Annotated in this window: 16 protein-coding genes; 3 read left to right on the top strand and 13 right to left on the bottom strand. The window is 70.9% G+C overall.

What is annotated here, in order from left to right:
* Positions 1 to 61 precede the first annotated feature (61 nt).
* The 3 genes from istB to ACTMMA_RS09830 form a co-directional block, all read right to left on the bottom strand.
* Positions 62 to 907 carry an IS21-like element helper ATPase IstB gene (istB, locus tag ACTMMA_RS09840; protein WP_441188763.1) on the bottom strand — a complete coding sequence of 282 codons (846 nt, stop codon included), beginning with the start codon at positions 905 to 907 and terminating at the stop codon, positions 62 to 64.
* Positions 904 to 2253, bottom strand: coding sequence for a Mu transposase domain-containing protein (locus ACTMMA_RS09835; protein ID WP_441188762.1), 1350 nt, complete (start codon positions 2251 to 2253; stop codon positions 904 to 906). The genes istB and ACTMMA_RS09835 overlap by 4 nt, the downstream gene beginning before the upstream one ends.
* Positions 2254 to 2349: 96 nt before the next feature.
* The gene (locus tag ACTMMA_RS09830) at positions 2350 to 2589 is read right to left on the bottom strand and encodes a hypothetical protein (protein WP_441189945.1); all 240 of its coding nucleotides are present in this window, start codon (positions 2587 to 2589) and stop codon (positions 2350 to 2352) included.
* A gap of 666 nt (positions 2590 to 3255) precedes the next feature.
* On the opposite strand from ACTMMA_RS09830, the gene ACTMMA_RS09825 reads away from it, so the two are divergent.
* Both ACTMMA_RS09825 and ACTMMA_RS09820 read left to right on the top strand, forming a co-directional pair.
* Positions 3256 to 3627 carry a hypothetical protein gene (locus tag ACTMMA_RS09825; protein ID WP_441189944.1) on the top strand — a complete coding sequence of 124 codons (372 nt, stop codon included), beginning with the start codon at positions 3256 to 3258 and terminating at the stop codon, positions 3625 to 3627.
* 22 nt (positions 3628 to 3649) lie between these two features.
* Complete coding sequence (locus ACTMMA_RS09820; protein WP_441189943.1) at positions 3650 to 4090, top strand: RpiB/LacA/LacB family sugar-phosphate isomerase; 441 nt, start codon at positions 3650 to 3652, stop codon at positions 4088 to 4090.
* 40 nt (positions 4091 to 4130) lie between these two features.
* Here ACTMMA_RS09820 and ACTMMA_RS09815 read toward each other — a convergent pair whose 3' ends face one another.
* The 5 genes from ACTMMA_RS09815 to ACTMMA_RS09795 all read right to left on the bottom strand — a co-directional run bounded on the left by ACTMMA_RS09815 (position 4131) and on the right by ACTMMA_RS09795 (position 10089).
* Entirely contained in the window at positions 4131 to 4721 is a 591-nt protein-coding gene (locus tag ACTMMA_RS09815; RefSeq protein ID WP_441189942.1) for a hypothetical protein, read from the bottom strand.
* 126 nt (positions 4722 to 4847) lie between these two features.
* Positions 4848 to 6050 (bottom strand): dicarboxylate/amino acid:cation symporter, encoded by a 1203-nt coding sequence (locus ACTMMA_RS09810; RefSeq protein WP_441189951.1) that lies wholly within the window; start codon positions 6048 to 6050, stop codon positions 4848 to 4850.
* Positions 6051 to 6066: 16 nt separating this feature from the next.
* A complete protein-coding gene (locus tag ACTMMA_RS09805; RefSeq protein WP_441189941.1) occupies positions 6067 to 7314 on the bottom strand; it encodes a CynX/NimT family MFS transporter in 1248 nt (415 codons plus the stop codon).
* Positions 7311 to 9527 (bottom strand): NADP-dependent isocitrate dehydrogenase, encoded by a 2217-nt coding sequence (locus tag ACTMMA_RS09800; RefSeq protein ID WP_441189940.1) that lies wholly within the window; start codon positions 9525 to 9527, stop codon positions 7311 to 7313. Before ACTMMA_RS09800 ends, ACTMMA_RS09805 begins: the two co-directional genes overlap by 4 nt.
* A 76-nt stretch (positions 9528 to 9603) precedes the next feature.
* Positions 9604 to 10089 carry an NAD(P)-binding protein gene (locus tag ACTMMA_RS09795; RefSeq protein ID WP_441189939.1) on the bottom strand — a complete coding sequence of 162 codons (486 nt, stop codon included), beginning with the start codon at positions 10087 to 10089 and terminating at the stop codon, positions 9604 to 9606.
* 457 nt (positions 10090 to 10546) lie between these two features.
* Between ACTMMA_RS09795 and ACTMMA_RS09790 the strand changes: the two genes are divergently transcribed.
* Positions 10547 to 11446, top strand: a complete 900-nt coding sequence (locus ACTMMA_RS09790; RefSeq protein WP_441189938.1) for a universal stress protein — start codon at positions 10547 to 10549, stop codon at positions 11444 to 11446.
* 24 nt (positions 11447 to 11470) lie between these two features.
* On the opposite strand, the gene ACTMMA_RS09785 is transcribed toward ACTMMA_RS09790, so the two are convergent.
* Genes ACTMMA_RS09785 through ACTMMA_RS09765 form a run of 5 tightly spaced genes read right to left on the bottom strand, consistent with a single transcriptional unit; the run spans position 11471 to position 16535 of the window.
* Complete coding sequence (locus ACTMMA_RS09785) at positions 11471 to 12169, bottom strand: type 1 glutamine amidotransferase (protein ID WP_441189937.1); 699 nt, start codon at positions 12167 to 12169, stop codon at positions 11471 to 11473.
* Between the two features lie 29 nt (positions 12170 to 12198).
* Positions 12199 to 13371: an ABC transporter ATP-binding protein gene (locus tag ACTMMA_RS09780; protein WP_441189936.1), complete on the bottom strand. Its 1173-nt coding sequence runs from the start codon at positions 13369 to 13371 to the stop codon at positions 12199 to 12201.
* Positions 13368 to 14456, bottom strand: coding sequence for an ABC transporter ATP-binding protein (locus ACTMMA_RS09775; protein ID WP_441189935.1), 1089 nt, complete (start codon positions 14454 to 14456; stop codon positions 13368 to 13370). Before ACTMMA_RS09775 ends, ACTMMA_RS09780 begins: the two co-directional genes overlap by 4 nt.
* 10 nt (positions 14457 to 14466) lie before the next feature.
* A complete protein-coding gene (locus tag ACTMMA_RS09770; RefSeq protein WP_441189934.1) occupies positions 14467 to 15513 on the bottom strand; it encodes an ABC transporter permease in 1047 nt (348 codons plus the stop codon).
* Between the two features lie 11 nt (positions 15514 to 15524).
* Positions 15525 to 16535, bottom strand: coding sequence for an ABC transporter permease (locus ACTMMA_RS09765; protein WP_441189933.1), 1011 nt, complete (start codon positions 16533 to 16535; stop codon positions 15525 to 15527).
* Positions 16536 to 16633: the final 98 nt, after the last annotated feature.

The following is a 16633-nucleotide window of genomic DNA, read 5'->3' as shown; positions in this document are numbered from 1 at the left end:
TGACGAGGCTCGTCGAAGTTCCCCAGTGATGCTCACTGAATTTCCCCACCTTGGGCGGTGGTCAGTGTAGGGGTTGGCGGGTGGCGGCTCGCAGGGTGCCCTGGCGGGCGTGGTGGTCGCGCAGCCGGTAGGAGTCGCCTTCGAGGTTGAGCACGACGGAGCGGTGCAGGAGCCGGTCGAGCATGGCTGCGGCGACGGTGCTGTCGCCTAGGACCTCGCCCCAGGATGCGACGCCGCGGTTGGTGGTGAGCACGATGGACGTCTTGAGGTAGCGCTGGGAGACGACCTGGAACAGCGCGGAGGCGGCCTCGCCGGGCAGCGGCAGGTAGCCCAGCTCGTCGATGATGAGCAGGGTTGGGCCGGCGAAGAAGCGCATGGTGGTGGCCCAGCGTCCTTCGATCGCGGCGCGGTGGCACCGGGCGGCCAGATCGGCGGCGGTGGTGAAGTAGGTGCGGTACCCGGCCTCGGCCGCGGCCCGGCCCAGGCCGACGGCCAGGTGCGTCTTGCCGACGCCGGGCGGGCCGATGAGCAGCACGTTGGTCGCCGACTCCAGGTACCGGCAGGTGGCCAGTTCGTCGATGAGCTTGCGGTCGACGTTCGGGGCGGCGTCGAAGTCGAAGTCGGCCAGGGTGGCCGGGGTGGGCAGTGAGGCGAACCGGAGCCGGCCGGCGAGCTTGCGGGCCTCGGTCGCCTCAACCTCGCGGGCGAGCAGGTGCTCCAACGTCGCGGTCATCGACCACCCCTGCTCGGCGGCGGTTGCCAGGACGGTGGGCAGGTGCTCGGCGGCGGCGTGCAGCTTCAACGCGGCCAGGTGGGAGCGCAGCTGCTGGTAGGTCGACGCCTGGCTGGTGATCATCGGCGCCGGCAGCGCCTCGGTCGTCGTCGCGGTCGTGGGTGTGGTGTTCATCGGGTCAGGGTGTTCCTTCCTCGGGCTGCTTTGTCGTAGGCGGACAGGTCGATGACCACGTCCGCGGTGGTGGCGGGCTCGGGTTGGTGGCGGGCGCGCAGCGCCTGCGCGGCTGCCTGGGCTGCGGGGCCGGGTGGGATGCGTTCCTTGCGCCGGTGCGGCACAGAGGCGTCGTGCCCGGCGAGGACGCGCGCCTCGAGCGCGGTGACGTGGGCGTGCTCGCGGACCATGACGCCAGCACCGTCGGGGGCGAGCTCGTGCCGGGCGATCACCGTCCCGGAGGTGGTGGCGATGTCGATGCGCGTGCTGCCCAGGCGCCAGGTGACGGTCACCTGGGCACGGGCGAGCTCGGGGGCGACGGAGTAGAAGTTGCCGCGCCAGGCCACCAGCGCCTGCGCCGAGACGACCCTCTCCTCGGTGATCGACGCGGGGAACGGGACGGTCGGGACCGGGGCCAGCGGTTCCTTGGCGGCGAGGGTGAGCACGGAGGCCTTCCCGTCGGGGCCGCCGGGCCGCATGCGGGCATCGCCACGGGTGGTGCAGAACTTGTCCAACGACGCCTGCGCCTGCTCCACGGTGACCTCGTCGGCCAGGGTGCGCCACCAGCGTTGGGCGGCGGTGTGGTTGGCCTTCTCCACCACGCCCTTGCGGTTGCCGCGCCGCGGCGGGCAGATCTCCACACCGACGCCGTAGTGCTTGGCCACCGCGGCGAACGACGCGGACACACGCCCGGTGGCCGGGTGGCACACGGTGGCCATCCGGTCGAACCGCCACGAGCGCGTGAGCCCGCCGAGCGCTCTGGTCACGCGGTCGAGGGCGCCGATGAGGTGAGCCTGGTCCATCGAAGGGCACAGCACGCCGCGCCACCGGCCGGAGTGGGCCAGGGCACCGACGAGCAGGAACGCCTTGGTGCCCCAGCCCCAGTGCTCGGGCGGGTCCGGCAGCTCGACCCAGTCCCACTGGGTCTCCTCACCCGGTGGGTGCTCGATCACCGCCGCCGGGCGGCCCTTCGTGCCGGCGCACGGTTCGCAGTGCGGGCGCAGCCCGCGGGTGCGGACCTGCCGGGTGAAGGTGGAGTAGGCCTTGTCGTACCCCAGCTCGACGACCTCGTCGTACAGGGTCATCGCCCACAGGTGCGGGTCCTCGGCCAGCCGGGCGCGGACGTAGTCCACGAACGGCTCGAACGGGTCCTGCCCCGCCGGCTTGCGGACGCCCGCGGCCCGGTCTCCGCGCAGGTAGGCGCGGATGGTCTTACGGTCCCGACCCAGATGCCGGGCGATCGCTGAGATCGTCCAGCCCTGCCGGGCCAACGCGTGAACTTCGATGTCTTCCTCCCGTGACAGCATGGGACGAGGGGCTCCTTCGAGTAGGCGTGTGGTCAGAGACCGCCATCATCGAAGGAGCCCCGCCCGTCCCCGGATGGGGCCACAGGGTGGGGAATTTCAGTGAGCAGAACTGGGGAGATTCACCTGAGCGCCGTCAAGAACGTCGGCAACCCAACGATGGCGAGTTGAGCCGTCGTGCTGGTAGTCGGTGTCCAGCTCCTGGAAGAACTCAGTGATGTACATGCTGGAGCGATACGGGAAGTACCTGGCTTCGTCCTCGTTCGCGGGATCATCACGGCCTACATTGCCTACGACGAGCTCGCCGAGGGATTCGAGATTACGACGACGGAACTTCACAAGTCCATTGTCGCAGGGGAGCGTCGACAGCCAACGGCTCCGCCGACAGCCTGCTCCGAGCGAACCGGCGTATAACCACGGCATCACTCCATGACCGAAGACGGGAGTGTCGGACTTGACTACGGCCGTCAAGCTTCGTGGCCGACGTCAGAGCAAGTCCTTCGCGTATGTCTACACCGTCATCCGGTGGATGCCGAACCGGCGCGAGATGGAGACCACGCTTTCGCCGCTGGCTCGGGCAGTTCGGATTGAGTCTAGTTCCCTCCCGGTCAGGGGTGTTCTAGTTCGTCTCCTTGGGGTTCTGACCACGCCAGGCTCACGCTCTGACGGCTCCAGCGGCGCGCCGCCAACCGAGAGTTTCGCCTGCTTCCACGCGGAACGGAGCCTCTCGAACCGCTGCCAGGTGTTCGGTTTGAGTCCGCCCAGGTCTACAGATCGAGACTTGATAGAACTCCTGCGCCCACGACTCGGCGGGTAGACTGGGGCGTGTGCCGATGTCCCGTCGGAGCGGCTGAACCGGCTTCCAGCAGGAGGGGCACGCAGAGGGCACGGGGTTGCCAGCGGGCTTCAGGAACCGCATGATTCCGCGCTTCTCAACTAGAACTGGGAGTTCTGAGTCGCGCCCTTCCCCTGCTGCTTCCCTGGGCCCGGACTGTCCTCGGGACCATGGGGAACGGTGCGCGCTACGAGCTGAACTACGACTGGTCCAGGCTGGGACCGACCCGCTGGGACGAGGGCTCGATCGTGACGCTGGAGGTCGATCTGGAGTCCTACGACGAGGCCGATGCCCTGCGGGCGGGGATCGAGCGGTGGTGGCGGGTCGAGACCGAGGGCAGGCTCACCCTGTGGCTGGTCTCCCACGGGCAGGACGCCTTCGACACGATCGCCCACTACGCGGACGAGGTGTATGAGGTGGCCCTCCACCTCGATCCTTCGGTCCGGATCGTCTGGACCGAGCTGCCCCATGAGCAGGGAGCCTCCGACGGTGTGCCGCGGCTCTCGCGCTGGGTGGCCGGGTCCGACCGCAGCACGACCTGACCCAACAAATCATCGGAGAGACATGCGCATCGTGATCGGTGCCCCGGCCAACGGGGCCGCGCTCAAGGACGCCATCGTGGCGGCGCTCAAGGCCGACGACCGGGTCGAGGAGGTCCTGGACCTCTCGACCTCGGACATCACCTACCCGGACGTGTCCTTCAGGGCTGCGGAGGCGGTGGCGGACGGACGTGCCGACCGCGGGATCCTGGTCTGCGGCACCGGTGTGGGCACCGCGATCGCTGCTTCCAAGGTGCCCGGGGTGCGGGCCGCGACGGCCCACGACCTCGTGACCGTCCGCGGGTCGGTGGAGAACTACGACGCCCAGGTCCTGTGCATGGGGCAGAACGTGATCGCGGCCCCCGCGGCCGTGGCCCTCGTCGACCTCTGGCTCGACCTGCGGCACGACCCCACCAGCGCCTACGGCGCCAAGCTCGCCGAGATCGAGGCCTACGAGGCGAGGTGACCCGCTCCCCGTCGGTGGGCCGTGGACGGGGCACGCCCGGTCACCAGGGCGGGCCTTCCCAGATGTCGGGATAGTCGGCGAGGGCGAGGAAGGCCTCGGCCTGGTTGGACGCATGGTGGCCCACGTCCGTCACCAGCTCCGACGCCAGGCCACGGCGGACGACCTGGCGCGCGCACTCCTCGCGCACGCCCTCGTCGCGCAGGGGGTCGCGGTCCGTGCGAAGTCCCGGGCTGGTGGCGAGCGCTCTGGTGATCACGAGCAGCTCGTCGTCGCGGAGCCCGGGGACGCCGGAGAGCGTGGCGGGCGGGTGCGTGCACTGCACGACCGGGCGCGGCGGCGGGCTCGAGGCGAGGTGGCCCTCCCATTCGTAGTCCTCGTCCGCCAGGAGGTTCTTGCGCAGCTGCTCGACCGCGCGGTCCTGGGGGACGCCCCGCTGGTCGACGGGGAGCATCCTGACCGCGCGCATCCGCACCGACGTGGTGCTTCGCGCGAGCTGCTCGGCGATCTCCTCGATCTCGACGCCGTCCCGGACGAGGCGCAGCAGGGTCTGGTAGTCGTCGTCGGTCCAGGGCTGACCGGTCCGTCTGGGTGGGGGCAGGGGAGTGCCTTCATGCAGGTTGCGGAGCGTCATGGCACGACTCTGCCCGGTCCGGCCCCTGCCCGGCAGAAGTTATCCACAGCCGGGCCTCAGAAAGCCCGGGCCAGCGCGACCTGTGCGTCGCTGCCGGGCAGCGCAGCCCCGCTTCCGCAACGGCGGTCAGGCAGGTGAACCGACCGGGTCGCCCTGGGCCTCGGGGACGTCGAAGTCGTCGCCGCTGAGCCGGTCCACGATCATCGCGATCGCCCCGTCGCCGGTCACGTTGGTGGCGGTGCCGAAGGAGTCGATGGCGATGTAGGTCGCGATCATCAGCGCGACCTGGGGCTCGGTGAAGCCCAGCATCGAGGAGAGCAGGCCGGCCGCGGTGACGATCGCGCCGCCGGGCACGCCCGGCGCGGCGACCATGGTGATGCCGAGCATGAAGATGAAGCCGATGAACAGCGGGATGTTGACCGGGACGCCGGAGAGGAACATCACGGCCAGCGAGAAGGACACGATCTTGACCGTCGACCCGCCCAGGTGGATGGTCGCGCACAGCGGCACGACGAAGGAGGCGATCGGGCGGCGGACGCCGGCGGCGATCGCCTGGCGCAGCGTGACCGGGATGGTCGCCGCCGAGGACGAGGTGCCCAGCGCCGTCACGTAGGCGGGGAGCATGGTCTTGAGGGCGGTGAGGGGGTTCTTGCCCGCGATCACGCCCGCGACGGTGAACTGCACCAGCAGGAGGAGGACGGTGAGGGCGAAGACGAGCAGGATCACCCCGATGAACGTCGCGATGACCTCGAAGACCTGGCCGCCGGAGGTCATGTTGAGGAAGATGCCGAAGATGTAGACCGGCAGCAGCGGGATGATCACGCCGGTGATGACCTTCTCGATCACCGTGCGGAACTCCACGAAGCCCTGCTGCAGGACCCCCTTGGGCATCAGGGTCAGCGCGATGCCGATGACGAAGGACAGGATCAGCGCGGTCATCACCGAGAAGGGCGGCGGGATCTCGACGGTGAAGAAGGGACTGAGCAGCGCGTCCTCGGGGTTGCCGACCTCGTCCAGCGACCCTGGCCTGAGCATGCGCGGGAAGATCGCCATGCAGACCAGGAAGGCCATCACCCCGCCGAAGAGGGTGGAGGCATAGGCGATGGCGGCCGTGATGCCCAGCCACTTCCCGGCGCCGCGCCCCAGCTCGGCGATGGCCGGGGTGATCAGTCCCAGGATCAGCGGCGGGATGATGAAGGACAGGAAGTTGCCGAAGAGTCCGTTGAAGGTGGCGAAGACCCGCACCAGCCAGTCCGGCGACCACAGCCCGACCAGGATGCCCAGCAGGATCGCGATGCCGATGCGCGGAAGGAGACCGATCTTCGTCATAGCCACACCGGGCAGGCTACGCGAGTTCGTCGTCGACGAAGACGGGCCGGGCGACACGCAGACCCGTCAGGACCAGGGCGACACCGCTGGCCATCAGGAAGATGAGGACCTCGGTCCAGCCACCGGTGAGGTCGTGGACGACGCCGACCGCCATCGGCCCCGCCGCGGCCAGCAGGTAGCCCACCGGCTGGACGAAGCCGGAGAGCCTGGCGGTGACCCGGGGGTCACGGGTGCGGGCGGTGATGAGGGCGATGGTGGTCGGGAAGGCGAAGCCCGCCAGCCCCAGCAGGACGGCCCACAGCCACGGGACCGTCGCCGGGGCGAGCAGCAGGCCGGCGTAGCCGGCGACGCACAGCGCCCCCATCGCCAGCATCCAGGGGGCCAGCGTGGGGGAGCGGTGGATCACGGTCGGCATGACCAGACCGCCCAGGACCCCGAGCGTGGTCAGCAGCGCGATGAGCGCTCCGGCGTAGACGGCTGACAGACCGGCGTCCCGGTAGATCTGCGGGAGCCAGCCGAACTGGACGTAGGCGTTCATCGACTGGATCCCGAACAGGAGCGTCAGGGCCAGGGCGGTGGGGGAGGAGGCGATCCGGGCCTCCCGCACCCGCGGCAGCGGGATGCGCCCGCGGCGGGCACGGCGCTCGCCGACCAGGATCGGCACCCAGGGCAGGACGGCGAGCAGGGCGACCACGCCCCATACCCCCAGGGCGGCCCGCCACCCCCACGGCGAGGCGGACGCGATCGGCGCGGCGACCAGCGACCCCAGGGCACCGCCGAGGGTCAGGCCGGCGCCGTAGATCGTCATGAGCAGCACGCCGCCGTCGACGCTGTGCCGCTTGATCCAGGCCGGGACGAGGACGTTGCAGACCGCCATGCCGGCCAGGGCCAGGGCCGTGGTGACCAGGAACAGTGCGGTGGACCCGGTGAGCACCCGCGACGTCAGCCCGGCGGCGATGGCCAGGATGCTCAGGAAGATGCTGGAGGTCACCCCGATCCGCCGGGCCAGCCCGACGGCCACCAGGCCGAAGGCCCCGAAGCACAGCCCCGGCAGGGCGGTCATCATCCCCGCGGTGCCACCGCTCATGCCGAGCCCGACCCGCACCTCCTCCAGGACCGGGCCCACCGAGGAGGCACCGGGCCGCAGGTTGACCGACAGCAGCACGATCGCCACCGACGCCAGGAGCGTCGGCGCGACATAGCGGAAGCCGCCGGCCCCGGGAACCGGGTCCGGCGACTTCCCGCCCTGCTCGTCCTGGCTCACTCGCGCAAGGCGTCGATCACCGCGTTGAAGGTGGCGGAGGGGCGCATGGCCGCGAAGGTCTTCTCCTCGTCGGGGTGGTAGTAGCCGCCGAGGTCGACCTCCTTGCCCTGCACGTCGAGCAGCTCCTGGGCGATCTGCTGCTCCTTGGCGGCCAGCTCCTCGGCCACCGGGCCGAAGCGCTCCGCGAGCTCGGTGTCCTCGGTCTGCTCGGCCAGGGCCTGGGCCCAGTAGAGCGCCAGGTAGAAGTGGCTGCCGCGGTTGTCGATCTGGCCCAGGCGTCGTGCGGGGGAACGGTCCTCGGTGAGCACCCGCTCGGTGGCCTTGTCGAGGGCGTCGCCGAGGACGGCCGCGCGCGCGTTGCCCTCGCGGTCGGCCAGGTGGCGCAGCGACTCGGCGATGGCGAGGAACTCGCCCAGGCTGTCCCAGCGCAGGTAGTTCTCGCTCTGCAGCTGCTGGACGTGCTTGGGCGCCGACCCGCCGGCACCGGTCTCGAAGAGCCCGCCGCCGTTCATCAGCGGGACCACCGAGAGCATCTTGGCGCTGGTGCCCAGCTCCAGGATCGGGAAGAGGTCGGTGTTGTAGTCGCGCAGCACGTTGCCGGTGACCGAGATGGTGTTCTTGCCCTCGCGGATGCGCTGGACGGAGAAGGTGGCCGCGTCGACCGGGGACATGATCTGCAGGTCTAGGCCGTCGGTGTCGTGGTCCTTCAGGTATGCGGTGACCTTGGCGATGAGGTTGGCGTCGTGGGCGCGGTTCTCATCCAGCCAGAACACCGCGGGGTCGCCGGTCGCGCGGGCGCGGGTGACGGCCAGCTTGACCCAGTCGCGGATCGGCTCGTCCTTGGTCTGGCAGGCGCGCCAGATGTCGCCCTCGGCGACCTCATGCTCCATGAGGACGGTGCCGGAGGAGTCGACGACCTGGACGGTGCCGGCGGCAGTCATCTCGAAGGTCTTGTCGTGGGAGCCGTACTCCTCGGCCTTCTTGGCCATCAGGCCCACGTTGGGCACCGAGCCCATCGTGGTCGGGTCGTAGGCGCCGTGGGCCTTGCAGTCCTCGATCACGGCCTGGTAGATCCCGGCGTAGGAGGAGTCGGGGATCACCGCGACGGTGTCGTCCTCCTCGCCCTGGGGGCCCCAGAGCTTGCCGCCGTTGCGGATCATCGCCGGCATCGAGGCGTCCACGATCACGTCGCTGGGGATGTGCAGGTTGGTGATGCCCTTGTCGGAGTTGACCATCGACAGGCGGGGCAGCTCGGCCAGCCGGGCCTCGATCGCGGCCCGGATCTCCTCGGCGCCCTCCACCTGGTCCAGGCCGGAGAGGATGCCGCCCAGTCCGTCGTTGGCCGACAGGCCCGCGGAGGCGAGCTGTGCCCCATACCGCTCGAAGACGTCGGCGAAGAAGGTCTCGACGGCGTGCCCGAAGATGATCGGGTCGGAGACCTTCATCATCGTGGCCTTGAGGTGCAGCGAGAAGAGGATGTCCTCCGCGGCGGCCGCCTCGACCTGCTCGGCCAGGAAGGAGCGCAGCGCAGCGACGTCCATGAAGGTGGCGTCGACCACCTCTCCGGCCTCGACCGCCAGGCCGTCCTTGAGCACCGTCGTGGTGCCGTCGGCGGCGACGTGCCGGATGGTGAGGGTGTCGGCCTGGTCGAGCACCACCGACTGCTCGTTGCTGGCGAAGTCCCGCTCGCCCATCGTGGCGACACGGGTCCTGCTGTCGGCGGACCAGGCGCCCATCGAGTGCGGGCGGCTGCGGGCGTAGTTCTTCACCGCGTCGGGCGCCCGGCGGTCGGAGTTGCCCTCCCGCAGGACGGGGTTGACCGCAGAGCCCTTGACCTTGTCGTAGCGGGCCCGGACGTCCTTGTCCTCGTCGGTCTGCGGGGACTCCGGGTAGTCGGGCAGGTCGAAGCCCTGCGACCGGAGCTCGGCGATCGCGGCCTTGAGCTGCGGGACCGAGGCCGAGATGTTGGGCAGCTTGATGATGTTGGCCTCGGGGGTGGTGGCCAGCTCGCCCAGCTCGGCCAGCGCGTCGTCCTGGCGCTGCTCATCGGTCAGGCGCTCGGGGAACTGCGCCAGGATGCGGCCGGCCAGCGAGATGTCACGGGTCTGCACCTCGATCCCGGCGGCGCCGGCGAAGGCCTCCAGGATCGGCTTGAGGGAGTAGGTCGCCAGCAGCGGCGCCTCGTCGGTGCGGGTGTAGACGATGGTCGACATCTTGGGCTCCTGGTGGGTTGCGGGCAGGACTGCCCACGAGTCTACGGAGCGGGGGCACCGGCCGGAAAAGGTGCGCTCACTCCTGCCGGTCGGAGGCGGCCTCGGCGGCCCGCTCGGCGATGGAGGCACCCGCGCCGTCGTAGAGGTTGATGACCACGTCAGCCCCGGTCCGTCGCAGGTCCTCGGCCTCGTCGTCGTACTGCGCGACGGCCGCGAGCACGCCGGAGTAGTCGCTGGCCACCAGCTGCTGCAGAGCGATCCGGTTGGCGCCGTGGAAGGGCATGGCCAGCACGACGATCTCGACCTGGCCGGTCGACTCCAGCCGGTGCCAGAAGTCGGCGTCGGCGGCATCGGCCTCCACGATCTCCATCCCCTGCTCGCGCAGCTCGGCCACCCGGGTGGGCAGGTTCTCCACGCCGAGCACCCGCAGGCCGTACTCCTGGGTGAGCTCCTCGGCCACGGCCCGCCCGATCCGGCCCATCCCCATGACCACCGCGGTGGCCTCCCCGAAGGAGATGGGGCGCTCGTGCGGGTGGACCCGCTCGGGGGAGTGGCCGGGCATCACCCGGCGGGCCAGGCCCAGGATCTCGTCGGACTTCTCGTTGATCAGCGCCGCGGCGACGAAGCTGGCCGCGACGGCGACCGAGACGACGACCAGCCAGTCCTCCTCCAGCCACGACGCGGAGCAGGCTGCGCGCGTCGAGCTTGAGCCCTATCCCGAAGAGCAGGAGCGTGACGCCCATCTCGGCGAGCAGGTCCAGATAGGGCAGCTCGCGCACCCCCGCGGCGTGCAGCAGGAAGCCGGCCAGCAGGAAGCCCAGCAGGGCCGGCAGCCGGAGCATCGTGGCGAACAGCCCGACGGCGAAGGTGGCCGCGATGAACAGTGTGACATCGCTCAGGGGCGCTCCGGGGGGTCGGGACGGGCGGCTGACGTCAGTCTCCCACCCGTCGATAGGATGGAGGGGAACGGATCCCGCTCGCGACGGGGCGGTCGGGAGGGCCGCGCTGGAGGTGGAGAGATGAACGCTCAGACGTCCGGATGGGTCGTGGTCGGGGCCGATGGTGGCCTGACCGACGGGGCGGCGGTGAGGTGGGCCGCAGAGCACGCCCGACGCACCTCTCGACCCCTGCTGATGGTGCACGCCAGCGAGCCTGAGTCCTTGGCCGCCCGGGCGGCCGTCGCGGGAGCCACGGACATCACCGCGCTGCTCGAGGCCGAGGACGAGACCAGCCAGGCGATGGCGGCGCAGGCCGAGCGGATCAAGGAGTCCTACGGCATCGAGGTGACGTTCGAGCGCCACCGCGGCTCGCCGGTCCGGGCGCTGCTGGCGCACGAGGACGACGCCGCCGTCATCGTGGTGGGCACCGGCCGCAAGGGCCCGCTGCGCGAGTTCGTGCTGGGCACCACCTCGCTGGGCGTGGCCGCCCAGGCGACCTGCCCGGTGGCCGTGATCAACCCCGATGTCGACGTCGAGTCGCTCACCCGCGGCCGGATCGGGGTGGCGATCGACGGCAGCCCGGACAGCCTCACCGGAGCTCTCGAGGCGGTCGAGCACGCCGCCCAGGTCGGTGCCACCGTCGAGGCGGTCAGCACCTGGTATCTCGAGATGGTCGACGGCTACGTGGTCACCGAGCCGGACAGCCCGGAGTGGAAGCATCTGGAGGACGGACGCACCTCGATGCTGCAGGCGGCGATGGCGCCTGCGCTCGAGCGCTTCCCGGACGTGCCGGTGGAGTATGTCGTGCGGCGGGGCCCGGTCACCTCGACCCTGGTCGAGATGGCCGAGGGCTGGGACCTCGTCGTCCTGGGCAGCCGTGGTCTGGGCGGGGTGCAGGGCCGTCTTCTCGGCTCGGTGAGCCAGCGTCTCATGCGCGCGGCACCGTGCCCGGTCGTGGTGGTGACCCGCCCCAAGTTGTGACGACAGCCGCCGCCCGAGGGTCGGTCACTCCCGCAACGTCAACTGCGCGAAGCGCCTGAGCAGGATCTCCCAGGGGCGGTGCAGTTCGGCCTGGCGGGTCCGCAGCTGCGCGATCGTGGCAGCCTCGGCCTGCGGGTCGGGGCCGGGCGACCAGGACGCGACGATGTCCGCGCCGACCTCGGGGTGGAACTGCACGCCCCAGGCGCGGCGCCCGAACCTGACCGCCTGCGGGGTCCCGTCAGGGGCCGTGGCGAGCAGGCTGGATCCGCGTGGCAGCCGCGTGACGATGTCGTTGTTCCAGTGCAGCACGGGGGTGCCGGTGGGCAGGGCCGAGGTGAGGGCGTCCACCCGGCCCTCGTCCGTGGCGGCGAAAGGCGCCAGGGTATGCAGCGCTCCGCCCGGGTTGCGGACCACCTCGCCTCCGAGCGCGGAGGCGGCCAGCTGGTGGCCCAGGCAGACGCCGAGGAAGGGGAGCCCCGCCGAGGCGGTGCTGGCGATCAGGGCCTTGGTGGGGGTCAGCCACCGGTGCTCGCGGTCGTCGTCGGCACCCATCTGGCCGCCCAGCACGATTAGGCCCACGTGCTCGACCAGGGCCGCCGGCACCGCCCGGCCCTGGTGGGCGGGCAGGATGTCGCACTCCAGACCTTCGGCGGCCAGCCAGGGCTCGATCATCCCGACCGGGCAGTCATCCTCGTGCTGGATCACCAGCACCCTCACGGTCACGTGCGTGGACCTTGTGGTGGTCCGCCGGGTCAGCCGGTCGCGTCCGTGACGCCCTTGGCGCCCAGGGAGGTGTCCGCGGCCTCGGAGGAGACCTCGGTCGGGTCGGTGACCTCATCCAGCGCGACCTCGTGCGGCCGGAGCTCACCGCTGGCGATCTGCTCGGCCCAGTGGCAGGCGACGCGGTGGTCGGCGGGGACACCGTCGATCTGCACCACCCGCAGCTGGGGGCGCTCGTCGTCGCAACGGGTCTCCTGGCGCCATGGGCAGCGCGTGTGGAAGCGGCAGCCCGAGGGCGGGTTGGCGGGGGAGGGCAGGTCGCCGGCCAGCAGGATCTGCTCGCGGGTGTCCTCCTGCACCGGGTCGGGGACGGGGACGGCGGACATCAGCGCGCGGGTGTAGGGGTGCAGCGGCGACTGGTAGAGGCTGTCGGCGTCGGCCTCCTCGACCAGGGCCCCGAGATACATCACCCCGATCCGGTCGCTGATGTGCCGGACGACCGCCAGGTCGTGCGCGATGACCAGGTAGGTCAGCCCGAACTCCTCCTGGAGGTCCTCCAGCAGGTTGATCACCTGGGCCTGGACGGAGACGTCGAGGGCACTGACCGGCTCGTCGGCGACGATCAGCTGGGGGTCCACGGAGAGTGCCCGGGCGATGCCGATGCGCTGACGCTGTCCGCCGGAGAACTCGTGGGGATACTTGCTCAGCGCCGTGCGGGGCAGACCGACGGCCTCCAGCAGCTCGGAGAGCCGGGCCCGGGCGTCGTGGCCCTTGGTCAGGCCGTGGGCGCGCATGCCCTCGAGGAGCAGCTGCTCCACCGTCTGGCGGGGGTCGAGGCTGCCCAGGGGGTCCTGGAAGACCATCTGCATGTGGCGGCGCTGCCGGCGCAGGGCCTCGCCCTTGAGCTCGGCGAGGTCGGTCCCGTCGAAGTGGACCTCGCCCTCGGTCAGCTCCTCTAGCTGGAGCAGGGCGCGGCCGAAGGTGGACTTGCCGCAACCCGACTCGCCGACCAGGCCGTAGGTCTCGCCGCGGTGGATCTGCAGGTCCATGCCGTCCACGGCGTAGACGTGGCCCACGGTCCGGTCGAAGATGACCCCGCGCTTGATCGGGAAGTGCACCTTGACGCCGCGGACGTCGACGAGCAGGTCGCCCTGGCCCTCGGTGCGCGGAGTCTGGTCCTCGACGGTGCTCGGGGACGTGCTCATCGTGCGGCCTCCTCGGTCGGGGCGGTCCCGGCGTCGTCCAGCCGGTTGGACTCCAGCGGGTTGTGGCATCGCAGCAGGCGGTCACGGCCCAGCTCTGGCCGGTCCGGGACCAGATCAGGCGTGCGCTCACGGCATGCCTCGATCTCCGAGGAGCAGCGCGGCGCGAAGGCGCACCCACCCTCCCACGGGATGTTGTCGGCGACCGACCCCGGGACGGGGGTGAGCCGCCGACCGCGCTCCTCGGTCAGCCGCGGGATCGAGGCCAGCAGCCCGCCGGTGTAGGGATGGCGGGGCTTGGCGAAGAGGTCGTGCCGCTCCGCCCGCTCGACGATCCGGCCGCCGTAGAGGACGTTGACGGTGTCGCACAGGCCGGCGACGACACCCAGGTCGTGGGTGATCATCATCAGCGCGGTGCCCGACTCGGTGACCAGCTCCTTGAGCAGCGCCAGGATCTGGGCCTGGATCGTCACGTCGAGGGCGGTCGTGGGCTCGTCGGCGATGAGGAGGCGCGGCTCGCAGGCCAGGGCCATCGCGATCAGGGCGCGCTGCCGCATACCTCCGGAGAGCTGGTGGGGATATTCCTTGAGCCGGCGGGTGGGGTCGGGGATACCGACCTTCTCGAGCATCTCGGCCGCCCTCTTCGAGGCGGCGCCGGACTTCATGCCCTTGTGCCGCTGGACCACCTCGGCGACCTGGACACCGAGGGGCACGACGGGGTTCAGCGAGGACAGCGGGTCCTGGAAGATCATCGCCATCTCGGCGCCGCGGCGGTCGGTCATCTGGGCGTCGGTGAGCGAGGTCAGCTCGGTGCCGTCGAAGCGCACCGACCCGCTCACCGTGTTGCCCCGGGAGGGCAGCAGGCGCATGATCGCCAGGCTGGTGACGGACTTGCCGCAGCCGGACTCGCCGACCAGGCCGACGGTCTGGCCGGCCTTGACCTCGAAGCTGACGCCGTCGACGGCGGTGAAGGGCTTCTTGCGGCCGAAGGTGACCGTGAGGTCCTCGACGGTGAGCAGGGCGTCGCCTGAGCCGGCCGCACCGCCCGGGGTGGAGGTCACGGTGGAGATATCTGTGGAGGGGCTCATCAGGTGCTCCTCAGCGACGGGACTTGGGGTCGATGGCCTCGCGCAGCGACTCGCCCATCAGGGTGAAGCCGAGCGCGACCACGATGATGCAGATCGCGGGGTAGAAGGCCAGATGCGGGAAGGAGTTGAAGTAGGGCTGGGCCTGGCCGAGCATCTGGCCCCACTCGGGCCGCGTGTCGTCCGGGTTGCCCAGGCCGAGGAAGGACAGGGCTGCCGCGTCGATGATGGCGACGGCCAGCACCAGGGTCGCCTGCACGATCACCGGGCCCAACGAGTTGGGCAGCATGTGCCGGAAGACGATGGGGGCCGGTTTGACGCCCAGGGCGCGAGCCGCGAGCACGTGGTCGCTGTGCCGCTGGGCCAGCATCGAGCCACGCAGGAGCCGGGCGAAGATCGGGATCTGGATGATCGCGATCGCCAGGATGACGCTCCACTGCGACGGCTTGAGGATGGCGGCCAGGGAGAAGGCCATGAGCAGCGAGGGGATCGACAGCATGACGTCGACCAGGCGCATCACGGCCGCGTCGACCCAGCCGCCGAGGCCGCCGGCGAGGGTGCCCAGGATGAGGCCGCCGGTGAGGCCGCCGAGCGTCGCGAGCACACCCACGATGAGGGTCTGCCGGGAGCCCACGATCAGGCGGGACAGCAGGTCGCGTCCGCGGTCGTCGGCACCGAGGGGGAAGCCCTCCCGTGGCGGGGGGACCGGGTTGGTCTGGCGGCTCACCTCGCCGATGAGCAGCCGGTCGGCCGGGTCGTGGGGCGCCAGCAGCGGGGCGAACAGCGCCAGCAGCACGAAGAGCACCACGATGCCGGCCCCGAAGAGGAAGACCGGGTCCGTGCGCAGCCGCTGCCAGGCGGACTGCCACAGGCTGACGCCGCGGTCGTCGCTGAGCGCGCCCGCCTCGGCCAGGGAGTCGATGCGGGCCTTCTTGCGGTCGCCGTAGCGGGGCCGGCGGGGCGGCTCGGGCTGGCCGGGCGTCGGGGCGCCGGGCTGGTCCGGCGCAGGGGCGCCGAGGCCGCGCCGGAAGCCCTCGCCACCACCAGACATCTCGGTCATCGGTCAGTTCCTCACTTCGTCCGGACCCGCGGGTCGATCAGCGCGTAGGCGATGTCGACGAGCAGGTTGACGACGATGTAGATCAGGGCGGCCATCATGATGAGGACCTGCAGGACGGGATAGTCGCGCTTCTCGAAGCCGAGCGCGAGGGCCTGGCCGATCCCGGGGAAGGCGAAGACCTTCTCGGTGAGGACGGCCCCCGCGAGGAGCGCTCCGACCTGCAGGCCGATGATCGTGATGACGGGGATCAGGGCGTTGCGCATGATGTGCCGGACCCGGATGGTCTGGGCCTTGAGGCCCTTGGACCGCGCGGTGCGCACGTAGTCCTCGTCCATGACGTCCAGGACCGAGGCGCGGGTGATGCGGAAGATCACGGCGAAGGGGATGGAGGACAGCGCCAGGGCGGGGAGCAGCAGGTGCTTCAGGGCGTCCCAGGAGGCGTCCCACTCACGGGTGAGGATGCCGTCCAGGACGGCGAATCCGGTCACCCGCGTGGCGTTGATCCCGGCGGTCTGGTAGCCGGACGGGGGCAGCAGGCCCCAGCGCACGGCGAAGAGGTACTTGAGCACGAAGGCCAGGAAGAAGACGGGGACGGCCACCCCGATGAGCGAGCCGATGACCAGGCCGGTGTCCATGGGGGTGCCCCGGCGGCGGGCGGCGATGTAGCCCAGCGGGATGGCCAGGACGAGCGCGATGCCCAGGGCGAAGATGCTCAGCTCGATCGTCGCCGGGAGGCGGGTGAGGAAGACGTCGAGGGCGGGCTGACCACGGAAGACGCCGGTCGAGATGCCGAAATCGCCGGTGAGCGCACGCTGCAGGAAGGACCAGTACTGCACCGGCAGCGGCCGGTCCAGCCCGAGCTGACGGGTCAGCTCGGCGGCGGCCTCCGGCGACCCGCGCTCACCCAGCAGGGCGCTGACCGGCCCACCGGGGAGGGCGTGCAGCCAGGCGAAGAGCAGGATGCTGAGGATGAAGAGGGCGAGCACCATCTGCAGTGCTCGCCGGACGATGAACTTCAGCACGGGACCTCCAGGTGCGCCGGCTCAGGACGGGGGTGTGCGTGGGGCGGCGGGCCGGGAAGTGCTTCCCGGCCCGCCGCGTCGGTCCCGACCGCAGGGCC

The sequence above is a fragment of the Ornithinimicrobium panacihumi genome, from assembly GCF_052073805.1.
In the GTDB taxonomy this organism is placed as follows: Bacteria; Actinomycetota; Actinomycetes; order Actinomycetales; family Dermatophilaceae; genus Ornithinicoccus; species Ornithinicoccus panacihumi.
This window is presented reverse-complemented; position numbering and strand designations above follow the sequence as displayed.